This is a genomic window from Agrobacterium sp. RAC06 (genome assembly GCF_001713475.1).
Taxonomy (GTDB): domain Bacteria; phylum Pseudomonadota; class Alphaproteobacteria; order Rhizobiales; family Rhizobiaceae; genus Allorhizobium.
In genome coordinates, this window is sequence record NZ_CP016499.1 from 1,315,268 (window position 1) to 1,338,581 (window position 23,314).

Annotated in this window: 24 protein-coding genes and 1 pseudogene; 11 read left to right on the plus strand and 14 right to left on the minus strand. The window is 62.0% G+C overall.

Translation table 11 applies throughout. The annotated features are described in order from the left end of the window. Positions 1 to 36 precede the first annotated feature (36 nt). The 5 genes and pseudogenes from BSY240_RS06335 to BSY240_RS06355 form a co-directional block, all read left to right on the plus strand. Positions 37 to 2,802 (plus strand): DUF2339 domain-containing protein, encoded by a 2,766-nt coding sequence (locus BSY240_RS06335; protein WP_069041749.1) that lies wholly within the window; start codon positions 37 to 39, stop codon positions 2,800 to 2,802. 37 nt (positions 2,803 to 2,839) lie between these two features. Beyond that, entirely contained in the window at positions 2,840 to 3,523 is a 684-nt protein-coding gene (locus BSY240_RS06340; RefSeq protein WP_069041750.1) for an HD domain-containing protein, read from the plus strand. Between the two features lie 13 nt (positions 3,524 to 3,536). Next, the gene (locus BSY240_RS06345) at positions 3,537 to 4,382 is read left to right on the plus strand and encodes an MOSC domain-containing protein (protein WP_069041751.1); all 846 of its coding nucleotides are present in this window, start codon (positions 3,537 to 3,539) and stop codon (positions 4,380 to 4,382) included. 374 nt (positions 4,383 to 4,756) lie between these two features. Next, complete coding sequence (locus BSY240_RS06350) at positions 4,757 to 5,977, plus strand: MFS transporter (RefSeq protein WP_069041752.1); 1,221 nt, start codon at positions 4,757 to 4,759, stop codon at positions 5,975 to 5,977. A gap of 400 nt (positions 5,978 to 6,377) precedes the next feature. Further along, positions 6,378 to 6,557: pseudogene (locus BSY240_RS06355) on the plus strand (hypothetical protein); the annotation flags it as partial. Between the two features lie 2 nt (positions 6,558 to 6,559). On the opposite strand, the gene recO reads toward BSY240_RS06355, so the two are convergent. Both recO and BSY240_RS06365 read right to left on the minus strand, forming a co-directional pair. After that, on the minus strand, positions 6,560 to 7,333 hold the full coding sequence (recO, locus tag BSY240_RS06360; RefSeq protein ID WP_069041754.1) for a DNA repair protein RecO: 774 nt from the start codon (positions 7,331 to 7,333) through the stop codon (positions 6,560 to 6,562). A 51-nt stretch (positions 7,334 to 7,384) separates the two neighbouring features. Further along, the gene (locus tag BSY240_RS06365; protein WP_069043851.1) at positions 7,385 to 8,023 is read right to left on the minus strand and encodes a TetR/AcrR family transcriptional regulator; all 639 of its coding nucleotides are present in this window, start codon (positions 8,021 to 8,023) and stop codon (positions 7,385 to 7,387) included. Positions 8,024 to 8,128: 105 nt separating this feature from the next. On the opposite strand from BSY240_RS06365, the gene BSY240_RS06370 reads away from it, so the two are divergent. Next, the gene (locus tag BSY240_RS06370) at positions 8,129 to 9,226 is read left to right on the plus strand and encodes an AbrB family transcriptional regulator (protein ID WP_069041755.1); all 1,098 of its coding nucleotides are present in this window, start codon (positions 8,129 to 8,131) and stop codon (positions 9,224 to 9,226) included. 21 nt (positions 9,227 to 9,247) lie between these two features. On the opposite strand, the gene era is transcribed toward BSY240_RS06370, so the two are convergent. The 8 genes from era to rpoZ all read right to left on the minus strand — a co-directional run bounded on the left by era (position 9,248) and on the right by rpoZ (position 15,976). After that, positions 9,248 to 10,198, minus strand: a complete 951-nt coding sequence (era, locus tag BSY240_RS06375; RefSeq protein ID WP_069041756.1) for a GTPase Era — start codon at positions 10,196 to 10,198, stop codon at positions 9,248 to 9,250. Next, positions 10,199 to 10,924 carry a ribonuclease III gene (gene rnc / locus BSY240_RS06380; protein ID WP_069041757.1) on the minus strand — a complete coding sequence of 242 codons (726 nt, stop codon included), beginning with the start codon at positions 10,922 to 10,924 and terminating at the stop codon, positions 10,199 to 10,201. Beyond that, positions 10,921 to 11,658, minus strand: a complete 738-nt coding sequence (gene lepB / locus BSY240_RS06385; RefSeq protein ID WP_054150455.1) for a signal peptidase I — start codon at positions 11,656 to 11,658, stop codon at positions 10,921 to 10,923. The genes rnc and lepB overlap by 4 nt, the downstream gene beginning before the upstream one ends. Positions 11,659 to 11,755: 97 nt before the next feature. Then, positions 11,756 to 12,160: a holo-ACP synthase gene (acpS, locus tag BSY240_RS06390; RefSeq protein ID WP_054150454.1), complete on the minus strand. Its 405-nt coding sequence runs from the start codon at positions 12,158 to 12,160 to the stop codon at positions 11,756 to 11,758. A gap of 1 nt (position 12,161) precedes the next feature. After that, entirely contained in the window at positions 12,162 to 12,743 is a 582-nt protein-coding gene (locus BSY240_RS06395) for a DUF2062 domain-containing protein (RefSeq protein WP_069043852.1), read from the minus strand. Positions 12,744 to 12,867: 124 nt separating this feature from the next. Further along, entirely contained in the window at positions 12,868 to 13,017 is a 150-nt protein-coding gene (locus BSY240_RS06400) for a DUF3563 family protein (RefSeq protein ID WP_069041758.1), read from the minus strand. A 230-nt stretch (positions 13,018 to 13,247) separates the two neighbouring features. After that, a complete protein-coding gene (locus BSY240_RS06405) occupies positions 13,248 to 15,476 on the minus strand; it encodes a RelA/SpoT family protein (RefSeq protein WP_054150453.1) in 2,229 nt (742 codons plus the stop codon). 98 nt (positions 15,477 to 15,574) lie between these two features. Further along, positions 15,575 to 15,976, minus strand: coding sequence for a DNA-directed RNA polymerase subunit omega (gene rpoZ, locus BSY240_RS06410; RefSeq protein ID WP_006727366.1), 402 nt, complete (start codon positions 15,974 to 15,976; stop codon positions 15,575 to 15,577). A 295-nt stretch (positions 15,977 to 16,271) separates the two neighbouring features. On the opposite strand from rpoZ, the gene BSY240_RS06415 reads away from it, so the two are divergent. The 3 genes from BSY240_RS06415 to BSY240_RS06425 all read left to right on the plus strand — a co-directional run bounded on the left by BSY240_RS06415 (position 16,272) and on the right by BSY240_RS06425 (position 18,584). After that, positions 16,272 to 16,856, plus strand: coding sequence for a LabA-like NYN domain-containing protein (locus BSY240_RS06415; protein WP_054150452.1), 585 nt, complete (start codon positions 16,272 to 16,274; stop codon positions 16,854 to 16,856). Between the two features lie 125 nt (positions 16,857 to 16,981). After that, positions 16,982 to 18,142 carry a bifunctional transcriptional activator/DNA repair enzyme AdaA gene (locus BSY240_RS06420; protein ID WP_083229714.1) on the plus strand — a complete coding sequence of 387 codons (1,161 nt, stop codon included), beginning with the start codon at positions 16,982 to 16,984 and terminating at the stop codon, positions 18,140 to 18,142. A gap of 193 nt (positions 18,143 to 18,335) precedes the next feature. After that, positions 18,336 to 18,584 (plus strand): hypothetical protein, encoded by a 249-nt coding sequence (locus BSY240_RS06425; RefSeq protein ID WP_069041759.1) that lies wholly within the window; start codon positions 18,336 to 18,338, stop codon positions 18,582 to 18,584. Between the two features lie 25 nt (positions 18,585 to 18,609). Here BSY240_RS06425 and BSY240_RS06430 read toward each other — a convergent pair whose 3' ends face one another. After that, positions 18,610 to 19,029, minus strand: coding sequence for a DUF3830 family protein (locus tag BSY240_RS06430; RefSeq protein ID WP_069041760.1), 420 nt, complete (start codon positions 19,027 to 19,029; stop codon positions 18,610 to 18,612). A gap of 5 nt (positions 19,030 to 19,034) precedes the next feature. Continuing rightward, positions 19,035 to 19,511: an SsrA-binding protein SmpB gene (gene smpB / locus BSY240_RS06435; RefSeq protein ID WP_054150449.1), complete on the minus strand. Its 477-nt coding sequence runs from the start codon at positions 19,509 to 19,511 to the stop codon at positions 19,035 to 19,037. A gap of 326 nt (positions 19,512 to 19,837) precedes the next feature. Here smpB and BSY240_RS06440 point away from each other — a divergent pair, with 326 nt between their 5' ends. Next, on the plus strand, positions 19,838 to 20,182 hold the full coding sequence (locus tag BSY240_RS06440) for a hypothetical protein (protein WP_150127415.1): 345 nt from the start codon (positions 19,838 to 19,840) through the stop codon (positions 20,180 to 20,182). 197 nt (positions 20,183 to 20,379) lie between these two features. On the opposite strand, the gene BSY240_RS06445 is transcribed toward BSY240_RS06440, so the two are convergent. Continuing rightward, positions 20,380 to 21,480 carry a DUF418 domain-containing protein gene (locus BSY240_RS06445; protein WP_069041761.1) on the minus strand — a complete coding sequence of 367 codons (1,101 nt, stop codon included), beginning with the start codon at positions 21,478 to 21,480 and terminating at the stop codon, positions 20,380 to 20,382. Positions 21,481 to 21,550: 70 nt separating this feature from the next. Between BSY240_RS06445 and BSY240_RS06450 the strand changes: the two genes are divergently transcribed. Further along, positions 21,551 to 22,156, plus strand: a complete 606-nt coding sequence (locus tag BSY240_RS06450; protein WP_197278021.1) for a TetR/AcrR family transcriptional regulator — start codon at positions 21,551 to 21,553, stop codon at positions 22,154 to 22,156. An 81-nt stretch (positions 22,157 to 22,237) separates the two neighbouring features. Here BSY240_RS06450 and dapA read toward each other — a convergent pair whose 3' ends face one another. Then, positions 22,238 to 23,122 carry a 4-hydroxy-tetrahydrodipicolinate synthase gene (gene dapA, locus BSY240_RS06455; RefSeq protein ID WP_069041762.1) on the minus strand — a complete coding sequence of 295 codons (885 nt, stop codon included), beginning with the start codon at positions 23,120 to 23,122 and terminating at the stop codon, positions 22,238 to 22,240. Positions 23,123 to 23,314: the final 192 nt, after the last annotated feature.

Sequence of the window (23,314 nt, forward strand, 5' to 3'; positions counted from 1 at the left end):
TTGGCGGCTCCTTGAGGCACGGCTCTGTGAGGCCAAATGTTCGAACTGTTGCCGCTGATCCTGATCGGCGTTCTCTTTGTCATCAACCGGGGCGCCGCCAAACGTATCGACCGCCTTGAGAGGGAACTCGGGGAGGTCCGCGAGCGGCTGCTCAAGGTGAGCGGAGCGACAGCAACGCCATCTGCCATTCAGGTGGGCCCGGAAGAGCCGGTTGAGATCGTCCTTCCGGAGACGTCCGCAGAGACCCTGGTTGCGGAGGCGGCAGCACTCGATGGAGCGCCGTATCAAAGCGCACCAGCCTCGTTGCCGGAAGAAAACGCTGCCGCCCTCACCACGGCGGCCAGCAGCAGAGCCACCGCCGCCGCACCCGCAGAGAGCCTGGAAAATCTGCTCGGCGCACGTTGGGCCGTCTGGGCCGGCGGACTGGCTCTGGCGCTCGGCGGGGTCTTCCTCGTCCGTTATTCGATCGAAAGCGGTCTGCTCGGCCCTGGCGTGCGACTGACGCTTGCCGCCCTGTTCGGCCTCCTCCTGATCGCCGCCGGCGAACTGGTCCGCCAAAAGGCATTGCCGAAGGCCGAAGCCCTCTATGCCAATGCCATGGTGCCGGGCATCCTGACGGCAGCGGGCGCTGTCTCGCTGTTCGGGGCGATCTATGCCGCCCACGGCATCTATGAATTCATCGGCCCCACTCTCGCCTTCCTGCTCCTCGGGCTCACCGCCTTCGGTGTGCTCGGCCTTTCGCTGCTCCATGGGCAGGCTCTGGCCGGGCTCGGGCTTGTCGGGTCGATGCTGACGCCGCTTCTGATCTCGACCACGGCGCCGAGCCTTTGGACACTGTTCATCTATCTGACCGTCGCCCAGATCGCGACGGCGCTCGCCTCGCGGATCAAGGGCTGGCTGATCGTGCCGGCGATTGCCCAGGTGCTGCTCGGGCTCTGGGCGCTCGTGGCACTCATTGACTCCGCCGAGATAACGCCGATTGCCTTGTCGCTGATCGCCATGATCGCGGCCTGGATGCTGATCTGGCCGGGTGTGAAGGGTGAAGATCCGGCGGAGCCCGGCACACCTCTGTCGCTCGATGCCCTTGGTCGGCGGATGGCCTGGGGTCCGCTTGCGCTCGACATCACGCTGTCGCTCGCGGTGCTAATACCGGCGCTCGTGATGCTGGACAGCGGACCGGCGGTCTCCTTGCCGCTCTTTGCCTTCGCCGCTCTGGTCGCAGCGCTCGCCGCTGCGGGAAGTGCGCGCCATGGCGCCTTCTGGCCAACGGTACTTGCGGCCGTGGGCGCCCTGATCGGCGCCGTGGTAAAGTCCGGCTTGATCGCCCAGGCGCAGGTCCTGCTGCTCGGCTTCGGCTGGGAGGAAACGGCCGTGGTCAGCCTCGGCGGACCTGTCATGCTGATCTTCCTGGTGCTTGCCGCCGTCTTCGCCTTTATCGGTCTTGCCCAGAACCGCCGTCGCTTTGCCGATGAGCCCTTGTTCGCAACGGTCTGGGCGGTGATCGTGGCGGTCCTGCCGGTGACGCTCGCGACCATCAGCTTCCTGTTTTACGGAACCTATGCGCGGGACTGGGTGCATGGCCTCTTTGCGCTCGGCCTCGGCTCCGTGCTGCTCGCAGCCTGTGAATATCTCTATCGACAAGGCGCCCTGCCCGCTTTCCGGCGCGGGGTCGACATCTTGCTTCTCGGCAGTTTCTTTGCCTTCGTGCTCGCGCTGCATTGCCTGACCGACGGCGTTGTAACCACGATCCTGCTGGCGCTCATCGGCTTTACCTATCTGATGGCGACCCGCAAACGGGCGTGGAGCGGACTGCCCTGGGTGATGGTGGCTGCGCTCGTTGGCGTACTCTTCCGCATCTTCTGGGATCCGACGCTGGTCGGGCCGGATGCGCTGTCGCGGACGCCCGTGTTCAACCCGTTGCTGCCCGGCTACGGCATTCCGGCACTGCTGGCGCTTCTCTCGGCCTATCAGATGCGAAACTGGCCGGGCCTCAGGGTTCGCAACGCGCTTCAGGGCCTGGCCAGCCTTCTTGGCCTGCTGGCGGTCGCAATCCTGGTCCGTCATGCGATGAATGGCGGCGTGCTCGACGCCTCCGCTCCGACGCTCGGTGAACAGTCGATCTACACATTGCTGGTGGTGGGTCTCTCCGGTATCCTGATGACGCTCAATGTCAAATCACCAAGCCACGTCTTCCGCTACGGTTCGATGTTGGCCGGCGGCCTTGCCATAGCGCAGACCATCAGCCTGCATCTCGGCGCGCTCAATCCCTATTTTTCTGGCGAGAGCAGTGGCAGCTGGCCGCTGATCAACCTGCTGCTGATCGGCTATCTGCTGCCTGGCCTCGCCTATGCGGGCCTCGCCTTCTACGCCCGCGACAAGCGCCCCCTTCCCTATGTCATTCTGTTGGCACTTTCCGGTGCGTTGCTCGGCTTTGCCTGGGTGACACTGTCGGTGCGACGCTTCTGGCAGGGCGAGTTCATCGCCTACTGGAAGGGGTTCGAACAGGCGGAAACCTACAGCTATTCGGTGGCCTGGCTTGCGATCGGCGTCGGGCTTTTGGCGCTCGGCTCGCGCTTCGATGCGAGAAGCCTTCGCATCGCCTCTGCCGTCATCGTCATCCTGACAGTCGCCAAGGTCTTCCTGATCGACATGGCGAATCTCGAAGGCGTGCTACGGGCACTTTCGTTCATCGGTCTCGGCTTCGTGCTGATCGGCATCGGGCTCTTCTATCAGAGGATCTTGAGCGGCAAGTCGAGCCGATCGCCAGCCGTGGACGAGGACGAGGCGCCGACGGGGATCTGATCAAGGGCGGTTGAACAGTTTGGCCTTGCGGGGCTAGATGCGGCCAGCCGAAACGGGGAACCAACGTTTGACCGCCCTTCTCACCGCCTCTGACTTCGCCCCCCACGATGCGCTCGCCGCCGTTCTCCTCGATCACGCGACCGAGGGGGATGATGGCTCGCACGACCTTGCCCATATCCACCGCGTCTTCAGGAATGCGCTGAAGATTCAGGCCGGCGAAGGTGGAGATGCCGAGATCCTCGCCGCCGCCGTTCTGCTACATGACTGCGTCGCGGTCGAGAAGAGCTCGCCACTCCGGTCGCAGGCTTCGCGGCTGGCCGCAGATAAGGCAAGTGGCATTCTTGCCGCGCTTGGCTGGCCGAAGGAGAGGATCGAGGCCGTGGCGCATGCGATCCTCACCCATAGCTTTTCCGCCAACATCAAGCCGGAGACACTGGAAGCGAAGATGCTGCAGGATGCCGACCGGCTGGATGCGATTGGCATGGTCGGCGTAGCGCGCTGTTTCTACATCGCCGGGCGGATGGGTTCCGGCCTCTACCACCCCGGCGATCCCAGCGCCGAGAACCGCCCGCTCGACGACCGCTCCTATGCGATCGACCACTTTCCGGCCAAGCTCCTGAAGCTCTCCGACGGCTTCCAGACGGCGACCGGCCGAAAGCTGGCTGAGGAGCGGCACGAGCGGCTCAATCTGTTCTTGACCCTCTTCCGCGACGAAATCTGAAGGACGCTAATCCATGCAAGTGACCGGGCTCTCCATCTATCCCTTCAAGAGCGGGCGCGGCATTGCGCTTCCCCAGGCGCGCATCGATGCCATGGGCCTCTCCGGCGACCGGCGCATGATGCTGGTCGATCCTGATGGCCAGTTCATCACCCAGCGGGAAATGCCCGACCTTGCTCGCCTCACGGCGCTCCCGGCCGCCGCCTATCTGACGCTTCGATTGAATGACGGGCGTGAAATGATGGTCGCGCCGCCGCAGCCGGACAATCGCATGGATGTCACCATCTGGCGCTCGACCGTCAGCGCGGCGATGGCGCATGACAGCGTTAATGCCAAGCTTTCCGACTGGTTCGGCCGGCCGGTGAAACTCGCCTTCATCGACGAGGAAAGCCGCCGCGAGGCGAGCGTGGAATGGGCCGGAGAAGCCTCGCCGATGGGCTTTGCCGACGGCTATCAGATCCTCGTGACGACATCAGGCTCCTTGCGCGCGCTGAACGAGGACATGGAGCGGCACGGCGAAGGTTCTATTGGCATGGATCGGTTCCGCCCGAACATCGTCGTCGACTGCGACGAGCCCTGGGCGGAAGATGCCTGGACCGGCCTCGAGATCGGCGGCGTCCGCTTCGATTTCGTCAAACCTTGCCCGCGCTGCATCATGACCACTCAGGACCAGCAGACCGGATCGCGCGAGGGCGCCAACCCGATGCCGGCCATGGGCCGCATCCGGATGTCTGCCGATCGCCGCGTGCCGGGGGTGCTTTTCGGCTGGAACGCGGTACCGCAGGGCGAGGGTATGGTGCGGGTTGGTGATACGGTGTCTGTGCTCGGCACTCGCGAGGCTTGGGCGATCAAGCAGCGGTGAGATTACGGGGTCAGCAGAGCTTGCGGCGCCCATCTCCCCCTTGGTGGGGGAGAAAGCGATTTCGATGAGTTAGTCGTGGCGGAAGCCACGGCTAAACATCTGAAATCGCAAGCGAGGGGGGCCGTGAGTCTGCGTCCACAGGACCGATCCCCTCACCAACATAATCTGAAGTTTAGCCCTGATCGGGCTAAGCCTTCGATTTTGTAACCTCTCCCACAAGGGGGAGAGGTGGCGCGACATCCCGCGGTCCCCTTCGGTCGGACCGACCCGCCCCCCCTGACATCCATCAAATCCCCTGATGGCCAGTTCATCAAAAGGCGTTTCTGCTCATGATCCGACTGCACTAGTGTGTGATCGACAAAGGAGAATCCGCGATGAACGCTATCAGCCGTCCCGCCATGCCCTGGCTTATCATTCTTGCGGGATCGCTGATTGCGGTGATGACCTTCGGGCCGCGTTCGGCGATGGGGTTCTTCCAACTGCCAATGCTCGCGGACCGGGGTTGGGACCGCTCCACATTCGGGCTTGCCATGGCATTCCAGAACCTGTTCTGGGGCTTGAGCCAGCCGTTCTTCGGGGCGCTCGCCGACAAATACGGCACGGGTCGGGTGCTGGTCATGTCGGGCGTGCTTTATGCCGCTGGCCTGGTGATGATGGCCAATGCTTCGGCGCCTATCTGGCTGCATATGGGCGGTGGCGTGCTGATCGGTCTTGCGATCGGCGCCGGCTCTTTCAGCGTCATTCTCTCGGCCTTTGCCCGCAACGTGACGCCGGAACAGCGGTCGATGGCATTTGGCATTGGGACAGCTGCGGGTTCGGCCGGCATGTTCCTGTTTGCGCCGCTCAGCCAGGGTTTCATCTCGGCCTTCGGCTGGTCGGATAGTCTCGTGATCATCGCTGTCATGATGCTGGTCGTGCCGCTGCTTGCCTTTCCGCTGCGCGGCAATGCACAGTCGGGCACGCAGTCCGGCAACCAGTATCAGCAGACGATCGCCGAGGCGCTGAAAGAAGCTTTCGCGCACAAGAGCTATCTTCTGCTGACGACCGGCTTCTTCGTCTGCGGCTTCCAGGTCGCCTTCATCACCGCGCATTTCCCCGCCTATCTCGGCGATATCGGCATCGAGGCGAGTTATGCGGTGATCGCGATGGCGCTGATCGGCTTCTTCAACATCATCGGCTCGCTGGCGGCCGGCTGGATCGGGCAGCGCTATTCCAAACCCTATTTCCTCGCCTTCATCTATATCGGTCGCTCGATCACAGTGACGCTCTTCCTGCTCCTGCCGCAGACGCCGGCCTCGGTCGTTGTCTTTGCCGCTGTCATGGGGCTGCTCTGGCTCTCCACCGTGCCGCCGACCAACGGGCTCGTGGCGATCATGTTCGGCACGCGCCACCTCGGCCTGCTCGGAGGCCTGGTCTTCCTCTCCCACCAGATCGGGTCCTTCCTCGGCGTGTGGATGGGCGGCTATCTCTACGACCACTTCGGAACCTATGACCAGGTCTGGTGGTTGGGTGTGGCGCTCGGCATCTTCGCGGCTGTGGTGCATTGGCCGATCCGCGAACAAGCCGTCGAACGCCCGGCAACGGGCGTGGCGTAATTTTGCCCAAACTGAGATCATATTTCGGCATTTCGCTCGTGCCGGATCAAAATTCCTGTGTTTTCAGCTGAGCAAGACTGTCACAGAAAATTATTTTATTTTTCCCGCACCGCCCGTTGACGGATTCCGAGCCAGCACCTACCTTGTGCGAGCTGGTTCGGATCCTGACGACGAACCATGTACGGCCTCGCTATTGAAGGCCGCAGCCAAAGAAGGAGGTCAGCGAAATGCAAGTTGTGTTTCTTGATGCCATCCGATCCTGGCAGCCGACCCCGCGCCTCGTGATGGTGAAACGCCATCCCGACTGCATCTGTCGAATGTGACGCTGCGCAAGCACTGATTCCATTTCATCGACACCTTACACAACGCCGTGCCGCGCGCATGGGCGGGGAATATCGTTATGAAGAAGCAAGTTATCGAATATGCCGGGATCCCGGTTGGCATCACCATACCCGATGGCGACAGGGTCAAGTTCATCGCCGTCAAATATCCGGTCATCGACCTCGACGGCGGTAGCTATCGCAACATCAGCGAACTACAGGCCGCGATTCATGATCACATGGCGAAATCGGCGCCAGAAGATCAGGCCGTGTTCCTGGGCGCGGCCAATTCGCCGGGCGCTTCCAGCGAACGCAAGGTTTTCAACGCCGCCTGACAGAACCCCTCGCGTGCCGCGCCGGGCTCCAGGCCCCGCGGCCCGTAGACATGCCGATCCAAAAAATAGGATGTCAGCCGAAAGGCGGCAGCGAGGCTGTCCGGATCAGCCGCCCGGTTCGTGCCGGGCGTGAGGAAATCCGGCAGCGCCAGCATCTTGTCCGCCCAGGGCGCGCCCGCCTCGCGGCTGACCGCCCTGCCCGACTTCGGCGAGACATAAGCCAGATCATGATGCGTGCCCGTCGCGGCACATTCGGTCAGATCCAGCCCGAAGCCGAGATCATTCAGCAGCCCAAGCTCGAAGCGGACGAAGAGTTCGCCGGCCGTCGCAGGTTCCTCCAGATGATCGAGAATGACATCCAGCGCCTGAAAGAGATGCGGATGGGGATCTCGCTCCGGCAAAAGCCGCAGCAGGGCCCCGAGCGCCTGCACACCGTAGACGGCGGTCGCGCTTTCCATCAACCGGCCCGCACGCAGCATCAGAGGTTCTATGCGAAACTCGCCCAGATGTTCGTCCAGGCGGGCACGCCAGGTGACTTCCAGACGATTGCCGGGCTGCAGCACCGGCTGCATCGTGCGTGAGCGACCAGAGCGCACCATGCCCAGATGCCGGCCGCGGCTGGCCGTCATCACCTCGGCGATGACGCTTGTTTCGCCATGCCGCCGCACCCCGAGAAGGATTGCCTCGTCTGTCCATTGCATGATCAGGTTTTACCGCAGAGGCCGCTTAAGCGCGAGGAATTTCGCGAGCGGTCAGACGTCCGCGAGATAGCGTTGCACCCAGCCGCGCCAATGGGCGATCGCTTCGGGCTTTCCCGGATAGCGTTTTTCTTCATGCAGTTGCACAAGTGACTTCATCGCCTGGAAGAGCACAACCGACATGATCTCGGCCTGTTCCTCGGGCAGGTGCGGGCGCCAGAGCGTAAGGATCTCGGTGATCCGCTTGCGCAGGCTTTCGCGAAGCACGCCCGGGCGCACACCCGGCTGCTCCCATCGGGCATCGAGCAGGCTGAGCGCCAGGCTGCGCTCGGCAGCATGGGCGACGAGCACATCGAGCAGGCGGTCGGCAAGCTGGCTTCCGTCGAGGTCTCCGACCTGCGCCCTGATTCGGTCCAGCGCTGCCTCGACATGCTCGGCATAGCGGGCAACGAGCGCGTCGGCGAGCACATCCTTGTTGGGAAAGAACTGGTAGAGTGAGCCGATCGGTGCCTCGGCTCGAGCAGCGATCTCCGTCATGGTCGCGGCCCTGTAGCCCTGCTCGGCGAAGACGGCGGCACCGGCATCAAGAAGCTTTGCGACCCGGGCAATGCCGCGCTTGCGTTTGGGCTCCTTGGCGGTCGGCGCGGGCGTCGCCTGCGGCGTCGAGGCCGAACTTGACTTTTGCGAGGCCATGCTCATAAAACTCGTTTGTGAGGTCTACCTCATTTATTTGATGAAAACGCGCTTTCGTCCAGCCCTTTCCGGCAAAGGTGTCTCAGACGAAGGACGGAGACAGTCATGTCCTTGGACAAAGAGCATGGGACGCCTACCCAACCCGGCCTGCTGACACCGCTTCCGGTCGCCCTTCGCTGGCTCATTCTCTTCGCCCTGTCCGTTGCGATCTCCGGCGGGCTTTTCCTCGCGCGTATCCCGGGCGCGCTGCTGCTCGGGCCCATGGTCTCGGCCATTCTCGTGGCCACAAACGGCGCACGGCTTTCCGTTCACCGCTACCCCTACATCTTCGCCCATTCGCTGATCGGTTGCATCATCGCCCGCTCGATCGATCTGGGAACGCTGTCGATGGTCGCAGACGACTGGCCGGTCTTTCTGTCCATCGTGCTTGCGATCATCGCGGCGAGCAGCCTGCTCGGCTATTTCATGGCAAAAGCCGAGATCCTTCCGGGCACAACCGCAATCTGGGGGACATCTGCGGGAGCCGCCTCGGCCATGGTGCTGATGGCAGAAGCCCATGGCGGGGATGCGAGGCTGGTCGCCTTCATGCAGTATCTGCGCGTCGCCTTTGTCGCGACCGGCGCCTCGTTGATGGCGGCCTTCGTCTTCAACGTCGAAGGCGGTGCTGCGCAGGCCGTCGTCTGGTTTCCGGAAACCGACTGGCTCGATCTGTCCTTAACGCTGGTTGCTGCCCTTGCGGCGGCGATGGTCGGCGCACGGTTTAGGATACCGGCGGGCACCATGCTCCTGCCGCTGGTTGCAACGACGGTTCTGCATGTCATGGGCTATATCACCCTGCAACTGCCCGAATGGCTGCTGGCGCTGGGTTACGGCGTGATCGGCTGGCGGATCGGCCTGTCCTTCACGCGTCGGATCCTGAGGCATGCGGCAAGCGCCCTGCCCCAGATCGTCGGCTCGATCCTGGTGCTGATGGCGTTCAGCGGCGGGCTTGCCTTCCTGCTCTGGTCGCTGCATGGCATCGACCCGCTGACTGCCTATCTCGCGACGAGTCCAGGCGGGCTCGATTCGATCGCGATTATTGCCGCGACCACGCCGGTCGACATGTCCTTCATCATGGCGCTGCAGACCATGCGGCTGATCGTCATCATCCTGATCGGACCGACGATTTCGGACTTCGTGGCAAGGCGCGTGGCGAAGGGCTGAGCGCCCTTCGCTTGATTGCGCTTAGTCGCGGGGGAATTCGAGGCCCATTTCGCGGAAGCGTTCGGGATCGTTGCCCCAGTTCTCGCGCACCTTCACAAAGAGGAAGAGGTGGACCGGCTGTTCGAGGATCTCGGACATCTCCTTGCGGGAAGCCGTGGAAATCGCCTTGATCGCGTCGCCGTTCTTGCCCAGCACGATCTTCTTCTGGCTGTCGCGCTCGACATAGATAACCTGTTCGATACGAACAGAGCCATCCTTGCGCTCTTCCCAGGTCTCCGTCTCGACATGCGAGGAATAGGGAAGCTCCTGGTGCAGGCGCAGGAACAGCTTCTCGCGGGTGATTTCGGCTGCGAGCTGGCGCATCGGCAGATCGGAAATCTGGTCTTCCGGATAATACCAGGGACCTTCCGGGAAGGTCTCTGCCAGATAGTCCATGATGTCGTCGCAGCCCGACCCGGTCGTGGCCGAGATCATGAAGGTGCGGTCGAACTTGACCGCTTCGTTGGCCTTCTCGGCCAGCGTGAACAGATCTTCGTGGCGCACCCGGTCGATCTTGTTCAGGACCAGGATCTTCGGCTGCGGCACGTCCTTCAGAGCTTCCAGGATCGCCTCGGCATCGCCGCGCAAACCGCGTTCGCTGTCGATCAGGAGCAGGATGATATCGGCATCCTTGGCACCGCCCCAGGCAGAGGTCACCATGGCGCGGTCGAGCTTGCGGCGCGGCTTGAAGATGCCGGGCGTGTCCATGAAGACGATCTGGGCGTTCTTGTGGATCGCGATGCCGCGCATGACGGCACGGGTCGTCTGCACCTTGTGGCTGACGATCGACACCTTGGCGCCGACGAAGCGATTGACCAGCGTCGACTTGCCGGCATTGGTCGGGCCGATCAAGGCGACGAAGCCGGATCGGGTCGGGGTGTTGACGGTGGCTTCGCCGCCGTCATGGGTTTCGGTATCGGTCATATCATCCATTCAATTCGCGTCGGAGGCCTTGGCCCAGACGCCTTCGCGTTCGAGTATCTTGGTCGCGGCCACCTGTTCGGCGGCACGCTTGGAACGTTCGATGCCGATCTCCGGCTTCAGGCCCGGGATCTCTACGATCACCGTGAAGCTGGGATCATGATCCGGTCCGGAGCGATCGGCAACCTTGTATGTGGGCGGCTTGCCAAATCTGGCATGCGTCCATTCCTGCAATTCGGTCTTGGCATCGCGGCGGGCGCCGTCGGCGCGGGCAGCACGACCCTCCCAGTATTTGAGGATGAAGCCGCGCGCGGCCTCCAATCCTGCCTCAAGATAAATGGCGGCGATCAGGCTTTCAACGACGTCGGCGCGGACATTCAGCATGTTCTTCGCCGTGATCTTCTTCACGTCCGCGCCTGTGCGGATGAAGCGGTAAAGCTCGATCTCGTCGGCGACCGAGGCACAGGCCTCGGCGCTGACCAGCTGGTTGAAGCGAACCGAGAGTTCGCCCTCGGTCGCGTCGCGGAAGGTCTTGAACAGCATTTCGGCGACGCAGAGGCCAAGCACCCGGTCGCCGAGGAATTCCAGCCGCTCGTAGTCGCCCTTCTTGCCCCGCGAGACCTGGGCGCTGGCATGAGTCAGCGCCCGCTTCAGGCGGTCGCGGTCGGCGAACTTGTGGCCGATCGCAGCTTCGAGCTGCTCCCAATCCTTTTCGCCGACCACGCTCTTATTCGTCATTCGACCACCTTGAACAGGCGATCCCAGCGCATGTTGGCCGGCCACTTCCAGACTTCGCGGAAGGAGGTGTCGTTGCCAAGCGAGAAGAAGATCAGCGAGGCCTTGCCGATCAGGTTCTCGGCCGGCACGAAGCCGACATCGAAGCGGCTGTCGAGCGAGTTGTCGCGATTGTCGCCCATCGCGAAGTAGTGGCCTTCCGGCACGATGAATTCGCGCGTGTCATCGCCACGGGTGCCCTGCGCCTGGTCGAGCGTGTTGTAGCTTACGCCGTTGTCGAGCGTTTCGCGGAAGACGGGAACGTCGGTGCCCGGATCCATACGGTAATCAGAGGTGAAGACGCCGTCCTGAACCTTCGGCACGGGCTGACCGTTGACCTGCAGCACGCCGCCGATCATCTGGATCCGGTCACCCGGCAAGCCAACGATCCGCTTGATATAGTCGATGCTCGGGTTCGGCGGGAAGCGGAAGACCGCGATATCGCCGCGCTCCGGTTCGCTCTCGAAGATCCGGCCCTCGAACAGATCCGGCGAGAAGGGCAACGAGTACTTCGAATAGCCATAGGAGAACTTGTTGACGAAGATGTAGTCGCCAACCAGCAGCGTCGGCATCATCGAGCCAGACGGAATTGTAAAGGGCTGAAAGAACACGGTCCGGATCACCATCGCCAACAGCAGGGCCTGGATGATGACCTTGACGTTTTCCCAGAGGGCACTTTGCTTCTTTTCTTCGCTCACGCGGATCGGTTCCTTCTTGCGAAAATCCTGCTCTCTCTAGTCGGTTCGGGCGAGCGCGGCAACCGCGTAGCCCCGTCAACCAGCGCGACCAGTTAACTCAGCGGCTTTCCGGCAGGGCCTCGACGATGACGAATGCCTGGGCATAGGGGAATTCGTCGGTGATGGTGAGATGAATGACAGGACGATGGCCTGCCGGCAGGAGGCGTTCCAGGCATCGGGCGGCGCCACCAGTCAGTTCCAGGCCCGGCTTGCCGTTCGGCAGGTTCACGACGCCCATCTCCTTCCAGAAGACACCTTCGGCAATTCCGGTCCCCAGCGCTTTCGCCATGGCCTCCTTGGCGGCGAAACGCTTGGCATAGGAGGCAGCGCTGTCCTTGCGGCCATTCGAGCGCGCCTGCTCCTCGTCCGTGAAGCAGCGGGCGGTGAATTTCTCGCCGAAACGGGTGATCGATTTCTCGATTCTTCTGATGTCGACCAAGTCGCTGCCGATGCCGATGATCATGTCAGACGCTCGATCCCTGGAGAGCTTCGGCGAGGCGGACACGGGCGCGTTCGGCAAGCCGTTCGCGGCGACGGGCCTGGAATTTCGCCACGGTGAAATAGATGACGCAATAGATGACCGCGCCACTGACGACGGCGAGCGGGATAGCCCCCACGAGCATCGGCTTCAAGATCGGATGCCACATGCTCTCGAAGGCCGAAAGGGAAAACTTTTTCTCGAGATCTACACTATCCGTGACCGGAACCCCCTTGCCGATCAGGCGATGGCCGACCTCCCAGGTCGAGGCCCAGATGAGCGGAAAGGTCAGAGGATTGCCAAAGGCTGTTCCGATGGCAGCAGCAACCATGTTGCCGGCAATGAGATAGGCAATCGCGAAGGCGAGCAGAAAATGCAATCCGATGAATGGGGTCCAGGACGAGACGACGCCTGCCACAACGCCGGCGGCAATCGCATGCGGGGTGGCCGACAAGCGCAAGATTCGTTTGCTCAGATATTGAAACGACCGGATGAAGCCCCGGCGCGGCCAAAAAAGCTCGCGTAGCTTCGTCAGTCTGGAAATCGGTTGCCTGCGTCGAAACAGCATGCGGGATATGTAGTGGATGCCGGACGGGTTGGGCAAGGAAAAGCGGCCATCAAGGTGGCCAAAAAGCAAAGACGCCGGCAAGAACCGGCGTCGCAGCATGGACCAGATATGGTCGGTCGACGTATCAGCCGCGGCGGAACATGCCACGGTCGATTTCGCGCTGGCGGTATTCCAGGTCGACGAGATCGCGGGCGCCGTTCAGGTAGCTCATTTCACGCTCTGCAACGGTCGGAACGCGAAGGGCGCGGGCGAATTTGCGGATCGGAGTAAACATCGTTTTGTCCTCGGTTCTTTGTCTTCATCTGTTGACCGAGATATAATGGTGCGGCGCACAATCAACCAGAGACAAGAACTGACGTCAGCCATGCGCGGAACGCATAGCGAAGGGGTCGAGGTTTACGAATTAGGCAGGATTGTGATGAAAAGTGAGGCAGCGAGGGCGGCTGCGAGGCGACCGGGCGGACATTATCCGCACCGGTCATGTCTGTGAGACGGCAGATCGCCTCAGTCGTAAACGCGCTTCACCGTCGAGATGCAGTCGAGTTCCTTGAGCTCGCCAAGCAGCTGGCTCAGCTGACGAAGGTCCCAGACCTCGAGGTCGATCCCCATTTCCGTGAAGTCGGTGGCGATGCGGATCATGTTGAGCACTCGGATGTTGATATCCAGACGGGCAACGCATTGCGCAACGGTCGCCAGCGTCCCCGGCTCATTGAGCGCATTGATCAGGATTCGTGCAACGAAACGCGACTTGTTCGCCTCGTCGAGATCCCAGCGCACGTCGATCCAACGCTCCGGCTCGTTTTCAAAGCGCTGCAGGGCGGAAGCCTGGATCGGGTAGATGGTGATGCCCTTGCCATCTTCCATGATGCCGACGATTCGGTCGCCGGGCACGGCACCTGCAGGCGCGAAATGCACCTCGGCGTTTCCGGAAAGGCCGCGGATCGGCAGCGGATCCGGACCATCGCCCGCTGTCGGCACATCACCCTTCGGATGGGCGGGACCGGGGATCTTGAAGACCATGCCATTGGCGCTGTTCATCGCGAACCAGCCCTCGTCCGAGGAGGGCTTCACGGTCACACGTTCATCCTGATAGTCGGGGAAGACGGCCCTGAGAACGTCGAGCGAGGAGGTCTCGCCGCGACCGACCGAGGCGATCGCGTCTTCCACGTCGCGCTGGCCGAGACGATGCAGCGCGGGTCTCAGCGTGTCCTTGGAGAACACCTTGCCGGCGCGCTCGAAGGTGCGCTCCAGAATGCGCTGGCCAAGGCCTGCATATTGCTTGCGAATCGCCATGCGGGTGGCGCGGCGGATGGCGGCGCGGGCCTTGCCGGTGACGACAATCTCTTCCCAGGCGGCGGGCGGCACCTGCACGCCGGAGCGGATGATTTCGACCTCGTCGCCATTCGACAGACGGGTGACCAGCGGCATGATCGAACCGTTGATCTTGGCGCCGACGCAGGTATCGCCGACATTGGTGTGAACGGCGTAAGCAAAGTCGATCGGGGTGGCACCGCGCGGCAACGCAATCAGCTTGCCCTTGGGCGTGAAGCAGAAGACCTGGTCCTGGAAGAGTTCGAGCTTGGTGTGTTCGAGGAATTCTTCCGGGTTGTCCCCTTCCGCCAGCGCCTCGATGGTATGGCGGAGCCAGGAATAGGCATTGCTTTCGCGCTGCAGCGGCTCGCTCGGATCGCCGTTCTCGCCATCCTTGTAGAGGCTGTGGGCGGCAATACCGAATTCGGCGATATCGTGCATGCGCCGCGTGCGGATCTGCAGCTCGATGCGCTGGCGCGACGGGCCGACGATGGTGGTGTGGATCGAGCGGTAGTCGTTCTGCTTCGGCGTCGAGATGTAGTCCTTGAAGCGGCCCGGCACGACGCGCCAGCGAGTATGCACGATGCCAAGCGCGCGGTAGCAGCCGGGGATGTCGTCAACGAGAATGCGGAAGCCATAGACGTCCGAAAGCTGTTCGAAGGAGAGCGATTTCGACTGCATCTTGCGGAAGACGGAGTAAGGCTTCTTCTGCCGGCCCTTGACCGAGGGGGTCAAAAGGCCGTTTGCCACCAGGAGCTCGCGGAGCTCGTCCTCGATCTTGGTGATCAGGCCTTCGTTGCGGGTCGACAGCTCCGCCAAGCGATTGGTGACCGTCTCATAGGCTTCCGGGTTCATGTAGCGGAAGGACAGGTCCTCCAGCTCGTCGCGCATGTCCTGCATACCCATGCGGCCGGCGAGCGGCGCATAGATTTCCATCGTCTCTTCGGAAATTCGCGCACGCTTGTCGTCACGCATGTGCTCGAGCGTGCGCATGTTGTGCAGGCGGTCGGCGAGCTTCACCAGGAGAACGCGGACGTCATCGGAAATGGCGAGCAGGAGCTTGCGCAGGTTTTCCGCCTGCTTGGCCTTCTTGGTGACGAGGTCGAGCTTCTTAATCTTGGTGAGGCCCTCGACCAGACGGCCGATATCCTCGCCGAAGAGTTCGTCGATCTCGGCACGGGTCGCGGAGGTGTCCTCGATCGTGTCGTGCAGGAGCGCAACCGCGATCGTCGATTCGTCGAGATGCATGTCGGTCAAGATGGCGGCGACTTCGAGCGGGTGGGAGATATAGGGGTCCCCGCTGGCGCGTGTCTGCTTGCCGTGCTTCTGCATGGCATAGACATAGGCCTTGTTCAGCAGAGCTTCGTTGGCATCGGGCTTGTATTTCTGCACCCGCTCAACGAGCTCGTATTGCCGCATCATTCCGATCGTCTCCACAAACGAAAAAGCGCGCCAGTCGAGACGACTGGCGCACGTTCATCCTACAGTCAGATCAAGACTTAAGTCTGATCTGTTGACGATTAGTAATCGTCGCTCTTTTCCGGCGGAACAAGGCCTTCGATACCGGCAAGCAGCTCTTCTTCCGACATCTGGTCGAAGGTGAGCGTTTCCGGCAGTTCGTCCTCTTCCTCGCCCTTGCCGGCGGTGCCGGTATTGGCCAGCATCGAGCTCGGCTCCTGTTCCGGCTCGTCGACTTCGACGTGCTTCTGCAGCGAATGGATCAGATCTTCCTTCAGGTCGTCGGGCGAGAGGGTCTCGTCAGCGATTTCACGCAGAGCGACGACCGGGTTCTTGTCCTTGTCGCGATCGATGGTGATCGGCGCGCCCTGGGAGATCTGGCGGGCACGGTGGCTTGCGAGCAGAACGAGCTCGAAGCGGTTCTCGACTTTGTCGATGCAATCTTCAACGGTGACACGGGCCATTGCCTGTCCTTTGCGATCTTGAATGCGTGGGATTGACGGCTGCGATACAGGCAATGGCAGGCAAATTCAAGTTTTTCGTGCTGGCACCCTGCCAAGCCCAAAAATGAAGGCCGGAAAAGGCCCTCAATACACCACATTTCAACCGCAGGCTGCTTGGATTGCACCTGACGATGCCCTAGATAGATTTTTATATGATCATTTCATAATGTAAAACTGTGATCATAACTGGAGGGGCAAGGTATTGTTTTGATTGCCGATTGCCGAGACTGTTCATATTTGACGTAAGGATATCGAAATGTTCGACCCCCGTGAAAAAATTGCACTCTTCATCGATGGCGCCAATCTTTATGCCGCGTCCAAGAGCCTCGGCTTCGACATCGATTACCGCAAGCTCCTGAAAGCCTTCCAGAAGCGCGGCTATCTCCTGCGCGCCTATTACTACACCGCTCTCATCGAGGACCAGGAATACTCCTCGATCCGCCCGCTGATCGACTGGCTGGACTATAACGGCTACAAGGTGATCACCAAGCCGGCGAAGGAATTCACCGACTCCATGGGCCGCCGCAAGGTGAAGGGCAACATGGATATAGAGCTTGCCATCGACGCGATGGAACAGTCCGAAACCGTCGACCATCTCGTGCTCTTTTCCGGCGACGGCGATTTCACCACGCTGGTCGAAGCGCTGCAGCGCAAGGGCCGCAAGGTCTCTGTCGTCTCGACCATGGCGACGCAACCGCCGATGATCGCCGACGACCTGCGCCGCCAGTCCGATCACTTCATCGATCTGATGACGCTGAAGGCCGAAATCGGCCGCGATCCGTCCGAACGCGGCACCCCGCGCGCACCGGAACCGGCAACTGCGAGCGAAGACGAACACTGAAGCAGGGCTGCCGGCCTTGCCGCCTTCCCGCTGCAGACCGCCGATTGCGGTCGATCGAGCGGCGAGAAAAAATCGGCGCCCGATTTTCGGCGGCAGGGTTGAGCGGGGTGGGTTATGGTGCCGCCATGCTGTTCCAAAAACCCGACCACGACACCCTATACGACGCCCTTATCCGCCGCGATCCGGCCCATGACGGCCTGCATTTCGTCTGCGTGACCTCGACACGGGTCTTCTGCCGGCTGACCTGCAGCGCCCGCAAGCCGAAATCGGAAAACTGCATCTTCGAGGACACTATCGCCGCCTGCCTCGGTGCCGGATTCCGTCCCTGCAAACGTTGCCGACCGACGTTGCATCACGGCGGCAACGACCCGCTTGTCGCGGGCCTCGTCGAAGCCCTGGAAGCCGATCCGTGCCGACGCTGGAGCGAGCAGGACGTGATCGCCCGCGGACACGATCCCTCCACGGTGCGCCGGGCCTTCAATCGCCGTTTCGGCATGAGCTTTCTGGAAATGGCGCGCCTGCGCCGCCTTGGCAGCGGTGCCGACACATTGTCGGGCGGCGAGAGCGTGATCGAGGCGCAGCTCGATGCAGGTTACGAGTCCGGCAGCGGTTTTCGCGCGGCGATCACCCGGCTCTTCGGCACGGCCCCGGCTGGCCTACGCGGCCAGGCACTGCTGAAGGCGGATTTCCTCGAGACACCGATCGGCACGATGGTCGCAATCGCCGACGACCATGCGCTGCATCTGCTGGAATTCACCGACCGCCCTTCCCTCTCTTCCGAGATCGCACGACTGCAGGCCCGCCAGAAGCTGGGCGTGATGCTCGGCAAGATCCGTGTCATCGAACAGGTCAGAGACGAGATCGACCGCTACTTTAGCGGCCAGGGCACCGACTTCACGGTCAGGCTCGCGGGACATGGCAGCGCCTTCGAGCGCGACGTCTGGCAAGCCCTGCGGGACATTCCGGCCGGCGAGACGCGCAGCTATTCCGGGATCGCCGCCGATCTGGGCCGGGAGAGCGCCGTCAGGGCCGTGGCCCGCGCCAATGGTGCGAACCAGATCGCCATCATCATTCCCTGTCACCGAGTGATCGGCGCCGATGGAGGCCTCACCGGCTATGGTGGAGGGCTCTGGCGCAAGCGCTGGCTGCTGGAGCACGAGCGACGCATGGCATTGTCTTTGCCATCGACGGGCGCAATCTCCGTCGACACATCCGCGTCGCACCGGCGGCACATGCAATCCCTGACCACGCCTGAAGCCATGCCTTCCGGACAGATCAAGGACTGATCAAACGACCGCAAGCCGAACGCCTCCCGAACATACGACCGCAACGGCGGGGCGTGCCCGGTCGCCCATCGCCATCTAAAGCAATTGCAGCAGAAGCGCGAAGCGGTTTTGCGTCCGGAATTCCGTAAAAACAAAGAGATAGAGCATTGAAGGCGACTCCGTTTCGCCGGAAATGCTCTAGGGGATCGACACCATGCAAACCAGACACAAGTGGCTCAACGCATCCGGCATCGAAGCCTCCCAACGCGCCCCGCTCACACTTTTGATGACCGCTGTCGCATGGCTCTTTCGCCACCGCGCCCAAGGACCGGTCAACTACGTGAATCACCTCGATGCGCACGGGCTGAGGGACATAGGGCTCGACGCGCAAGATGCCGCCCGGATCCCCTCGACGGCGCGTGCGGATGCGTTGCGTCTGCTGATGATGCGGGGCAACCTGTGAATGGGGGCACGGCCGCGGCCGTCGCTCACATCGCCTCGAAAGTGATAGCCTGCGCGCCCTGCCAAAGCACCATTTTCCCCATGGCCTCCAGCTGCTCCCCACCCTTCACCACCGTCAGAAAGTGATTGCCGGCCAGCACGCCCATCTTGCTCGCAAACTGCGAGGAGCCATAGGCGAAGAGCAGTTCCGTTTCGCTGAAGCCGCCGGGATAAAGCAGGATGTCGCCGCGCGAGGGATGGGCCGTGTGATTTTCGAAACCGGCCCCGAACTGGAAATCGCCGAGCGGCACCCAGACCGCCTCGCCCGACCAGCGCGAATGGATCGCCTGGTTGCGGAACGGCAGGAAGCTTTCGAAGATGCGGCAGGTCTCGGGCGCCTTTTCGCGTTCGAAACGGGCCTCGAAGACGAAGGGGCCGACGGTCAGTCTCAGGAATTCTAGGGACATGCCACTCAACCCGTCTTCATCAGGCGCTGCTTCTGGCGGTTCCAGTCGCGTTCCTTCTCGGTCTCGCGCTTGTCATGCAGCTTCTTGCCCTTGGCGAGCGCAAGCTCCAGCTTCGCCCTGCCCTTCTCGTTGAAATAGATCTTGAGCGGCACCAGCGTCATGCCTTCGCGATTGATCGAGGCGCGCAGGCGGTTGATCTCGCGCTTGGACAAAAGCAGCTTGCGACGGCGGCGCGGCTCGTGATTGAAGCGGTTCGCCTGCAGATATTCCGGCAGATGCGAATTGATCAGCCAGATCTCCTCACCCTCGTCGGAGGCATAGGATTCGGCAATATTGGCCTTGCCCTCGCGCAACGACTTCACCTCCGTGCCGGTCAGAACCAGACCCGCCTCGTAGGTGTCGATGATCTCATAATTGAAACGCGCCTTGCGGTTCTCCGCGACAATCTTGTTGACGGTGCGCTGCGAGCCTCTGGGGGCCATGGTCAAATCTTCCGTTTCGCCCGGGATTTTGTCGTGGATCGCCTGCGCCCGGGCGGGGCGTGGCTGTTGTCAGGGATATGTAATGGAGGATGGGGGGGAAATAAAGGTGGATGAGGATTTGGGGCGGGGGATCGCGCCTCGTATGGCGACCGGGAACCCTGGCTTGGTTGCATGGCGCGCCGAATTCTCCCGTCAAAGCAGCTGTATCGGAACATCCAGCAACCGTTTTTGGGAGGAACCCTCCGCATGTCTTCATTTGCGTCGACTTTAAAAAAGCGTGGTGCAAAAAAGACGGCGTCGAACTCTCATTGCTTCAAGGACACAAGATGAAATTCCATCGCCTTCGTACTGGTATGCTGGCCATCGCTTTCGGCATCGCGGCTAACGGCATGACCGTAACTGCGGCTCATGCCGATGAATTCTCGTTCACTGCCACGAACTCGACCAACACAGCTATCACCCAGCTATTGGTGTCCGAAGACAAGGCTGAGTGGGGTTACTTCGACATCGGAAGCGGCATCAAGCCGGGCGCGACCGTCGACATCGCTTGGGATCAGAGCACCAATGGCGACAACTGCACGCAGTGGGTCAAGGCCGCCTATGCCGATGGCAGCGAGTCGGAGCCTACCAAGTTCGATTTCTGCGAAAGTGGACTTGAGCTCGAATTCTGATCGGATTCTCGTCGGTTCATGAAAAACTGGCAGGTTACTTTCGGTAACCTGCCTTTTCTTTTGCTGGGTGCGGATCTAGACGGCGCGACCTCGCCTCCTCATCCCCTCAGTTCAGCAGTCCCGCATGCTTCAGCGCCGCATCGATCGCGGCTCCCGTCGAGGCCTCCAGCGTTGCCAACAGCGGCAGGCGCCCCCCCTCACCCATAGGTGACCTTGCGCAGCAGCAGTTCCAGCGGGCCGTGGCCGAAGCGGCTCGCGAAGGCGACGACCGGGAGCATGGCGAGGATTGTAACGGCGAAGGACAGGGCAAGCAGCGTAAGGTTGCCGAGCGTGCCGAACAGGCCGAGGCCATAGCCGCCAAAAAGGAGGCCGGCGAGCAAGCCCTGGGTGACATAGCAGCTCAGCGAATTGCGTCCCGCGAGCAAGAAAAAGCGGGGAAAGCGGACACGGTCCGACAGGCTGAGGATCAGGCCGAGATAGGCGGTGGCCAGTATCGGACCGCCAAGGGCGAGGCTGCAGAAGCCGAGAGAAGCAAGGACGGGGCTTGCCTCGCCGAACGCGCCGCTCGCGACATAGAGAGCATTGATGGTAAGGCCGAGGACGAGCAGCGGCAAAACCTTGCGTCGCAGATTTTTTGCCAGGGCATTTCCGCTTTCAAAAAGACCGTTTCTGGCGGCGACGATCCCGGCGAGGAAGGCGGCGAAAGCCAGATGCCCCTGGAAGAGCAGGAGGAAGAAGAAAGTCTGCGGCCAGTCGCGCCAACGGGTCAGGACCGTCTCGGTATAGCTGCCGCCGAGATTGGGATGGGCTGGCGGAAGCGGGATTTCCGCGAAGAGGACGGCGAGCACCATGAGCGAGAGGGCGGCCACAGGGATCATGCCGCCGGCGATCAGCAACAGCCTGCGGCTGGTAGCGCCCCTGACGGCCCAGGTGATCAGACCGAGCATGGCATAGAGCAGGAGAATATCGCCCGAGAAGACCAGAACGGCATGCAGGGCGCCGAACAGCGCCAGCATGGCGAGACGCCGGGAAAAGCGGCGGGCAAAGGAAGCGCCCGCGCGCTGTGCGGCCTGGATCTGGATCTCCATGCCCCAGCCGAAGACAAAGGAGAACAGCAGGAAGAACTTCGCCTGGAACACCAACTCCACAAGATAGAGCGCGACCCGGTCCACGGCGGCGGCCGGCGTCACCAGCATGGTCTCCATGGGCTGCGCCATGAAGGGCAGATTGACCACGGCGATCCCGATAAGCGCCACGGCGCGGACGACATCCACCGCCTGGTTGCGATCCTGAGTCATTGAGGGTACTCCATTGAGCGATTGCTCTATTTTATTGAGCGACCGCTCAATCTGTCAAGTGGAGGCGCCCGTGACCGGCAAGCCTGAGATCGACATGCCCCTTGTGACCCGAAACGGCACGCCCGCGATCAGCAAGCGGGAGAGGATTTTTGCTGCCACGGTCGAATTGTTGCTGGAGGAGGGGCTCGTTGTCGTTCAGACCCGTGCGGTGACCGAGCGAGCCGGTGTCGGGACCGGCCTGCTGAACCACTACTTCCGCTGGCCGGAACTGCGCGCAGCAGCCTGGAGCGTCATTTTCGCTGACATTGCCGAGGATATGCGGCGAGCCAAGGAAAGCCCGGCACAATCGCTCGACCGCTTTTTCAAGGAGAGCTTTTCGCCTGAGGCACAACCGATCTGGCGCCTGTGGATGGAGGCGGAAAGTCTTGGCTCTCAAGACGAATGGCTGGCAAAGGCCGTGGAGACGGCACGCCATCGGCTGCGGGACGGGCTCACGGCACTTCTCGTCGAAGGCCTTGCAGAACAGGGCCTGTCACTCGCCTCCCCGCGCGATGCAGCGTTGCGGCTTGAGGCCTTGCGCGACGGGTTGATTGGGCTTTTGCTGGCTCGGGATCGCGAGATCGACAGCGCAAAAGCCGAGGCCCATTTGCGCGAGGCCTTGCGTCGGGAGACCTGACCGCCGTCTGATCAGATCAGATAAGATAAGGTCAGGTCGAGGCCGTTGCGCTCGCCGCCTGGGCGGCGAGCGGTCATCCCCTCAGTTCAGAAGTCCTGCATGCTTCAGGGCCGCGTCGATCGCGGCTTCCGTCGAAGCCTCAAGCGTTGCCAACAGCGGCAGGCGGACGGTGCGGTTCATGCCGCGGGTGCGGTTCAGCGCATATTTCGCGCCGCAGAGACCGGGCTCCAGGAAGATCGCCTTGTGCAACGGCATCAGGCGGTCCTGGTAGGCGAGTGCCTTCGTATAATCGCCGGCCAGGGTCGCTGCCTGGAATTCGGCACAGAGGCGCGGGGCAACATTGGCGGTGACCGAAATGCAGCCGGTGCCGCCATGGGCGTTGAAGCCGAGTGCGGTTGCATCCTCGCCCGAGAGCTGGACGAAATCCGGGCCACAGGTAATGCGCTGGTCGGAGACACGCTCGATCTTGCCGGTCGCATCCTTCACACCGACTATGTTCTTGTGCGCCTTGGCGAGCGCCCCCATCGTTTCCGGCGACATGTCGATCACCGAACGGCCGGGAATGTTGTAGATGATGATCGGCAGCGCGACGGCTTCTGCGATCGCCTTGTAGTGCGCGATCAGGCCCTTTTGGGTCGGCTTGTTGTAATAGGGGGTGACGACGAGCAGCGCATCGGCGCCGACGGCTTCGGCATGCTGGGCAAGCTCGATGGCCTCAAGCGTGTTGTTGGAGCCGGCACCGGCGATCACGGGCACGCGCTTGTTTGCCACTTCGACGCAGAGCTCGACCACGCGCTTGTGTTCGGCATGGGAGAGGGTCGGCGATTCACCCGTGGTGCCGACCGGCACGAGACCGGAGGAGCCTTCGGAAATCTGCCATTCGACATGGGCGGCGAAGGCTTGCTCGTCGACAGCGCCCTCTTCAGTGAACGGCGTGACGAGCGCGGGAATGGATCCCTGATACATGCAATGAACTCCTCGGGGGCCGACATCCACGCTTCGGCCGCATTCTCAGATTAAATCGGGGGCACATTACTTCGCACCATCAGGTGCGACAAGCGCATCTGCAGGAGATTTGTGACAGTTTTCCGAGGCTTCGTTCGAGAGAATGTGATCGCTGGCTTTAGGCTTTTGTTAACCGCGTGCTCGGCCTACTCT

Excerpts from the sequence above, each read along its gene's own strand:
- acpS (WP_054150454.1), bottom strand. The coding sequence starts at position 12,160 with ATGATCATCGGCATCGGCAGCGACTTGGTCGACATCAGAAGAATCGAG.
- BSY240_RS06345 (WP_069041751.1), top strand. The coding sequence starts at position 3,537 with ATGCAAGTGACCGGGCTCTCCATCTATCCCTTCAAGAGCGGGCGCGGC.
- recO (WP_069041754.1), bottom strand. The coding sequence starts at position 7,333 with ATGCAATGGACAGACGAGGCAATCCTTCTCGGGGTGCGGCGGCATGGC.
- BSY240_RS06350 (WP_069041752.1), top strand. The coding sequence starts at position 4,757 with ATGAACGCTATCAGCCGTCCCGCCATGCCCTGGCTTATCATTCTTGCG.
- BSY240_RS06400 (WP_069041758.1), bottom strand. The coding sequence starts at position 13,017 with ATGTTTACTCCGATCCGCAAATTCGCCCGCGCCCTTCGCGTTCCGACC.
- BSY240_RS06445 (WP_069041761.1), bottom strand. The coding sequence starts at position 21,480 with ATGACTCAGGATCGCAACCAGGCGGTGGATGTCGTCCGCGCCGTGGCG.
- BSY240_RS06420 (WP_083229714.1), top strand. The coding sequence starts at position 16,982 with ATGCTGTTCCAAAAACCCGACCACGACACCCTATACGACGCCCTTATC.
- smpB (WP_054150449.1), bottom strand. The coding sequence starts at position 19,511 with ATGGCCCCCAGAGGCTCGCAGCGCACCGTCAACAAGATTGTCGCGGAG.
- BSY240_RS06425 (WP_069041759.1), top strand. The coding sequence starts at position 18,336 with ATGCAAACCAGACACAAGTGGCTCAACGCATCCGGCATCGAAGCCTCC.
- rpoZ (WP_006727366.1), bottom strand. The coding sequence starts at position 15,976 with ATGGCCCGTGTCACCGTTGAAGATTGCATCGACAAAGTCGAGAACCGC.
- BSY240_RS06430 (WP_069041760.1), bottom strand. The coding sequence starts at position 19,029 with ATGTCCCTAGAATTCCTGAGACTGACCGTCGGCCCCTTCGTCTTCGAG.
- rnc (WP_069041757.1), bottom strand. The coding sequence starts at position 10,924 with ATGACGAATAAGAGCGTGGTCGGCGAAAAGGATTGGGAGCAGCTCGAA.
- BSY240_RS06405 (WP_054150453.1), bottom strand. The coding sequence starts at position 15,476 with ATGATGCGGCAATACGAGCTCGTTGAGCGGGTGCAGAAATACAAGCCC.
- BSY240_RS06440 (WP_150127415.1), top strand. The coding sequence starts at position 19,838 with ATGAAATTCCATCGCCTTCGTACTGGTATGCTGGCCATCGCTTTCGGC.
- BSY240_RS06340 (WP_069041750.1), top strand. The coding sequence starts at position 2,840 with ATGCGGCCAGCCGAAACGGGGAACCAACGTTTGACCGCCCTTCTCACC.
- BSY240_RS06365 (WP_069043851.1), bottom strand. The coding sequence starts at position 8,023 with ATGGCCTCGCAAAAGTCAAGTTCGGCCTCGACGCCGCAGGCGACGCCC.
- era (WP_069041756.1), bottom strand. The coding sequence starts at position 10,198 with ATGGATGATATGACCGATACCGAAACCCATGACGGCGGCGAAGCCACC.
- BSY240_RS06335 (WP_069041749.1), top strand. The coding sequence starts at position 37 with ATGTTCGAACTGTTGCCGCTGATCCTGATCGGCGTTCTCTTTGTCATC.
- BSY240_RS06415 (WP_054150452.1), top strand. The coding sequence starts at position 16,272 with ATGTTCGACCCCCGTGAAAAAATTGCACTCTTCATCGATGGCGCCAAT.
- BSY240_RS06395 (WP_069043852.1), bottom strand. The coding sequence starts at position 12,743 with ATGCTGTTTCGACGCAGGCAACCGATTTCCAGACTGACGAAGCTACGC.
- dapA (WP_069041762.1), bottom strand. The coding sequence starts at position 23,122 with ATGTATCAGGGATCCATTCCCGCGCTCGTCACGCCGTTCACTGAAGAG.
- BSY240_RS06370 (WP_069041755.1), top strand. The coding sequence starts at position 8,129 with ATGTCCTTGGACAAAGAGCATGGGACGCCTACCCAACCCGGCCTGCTG.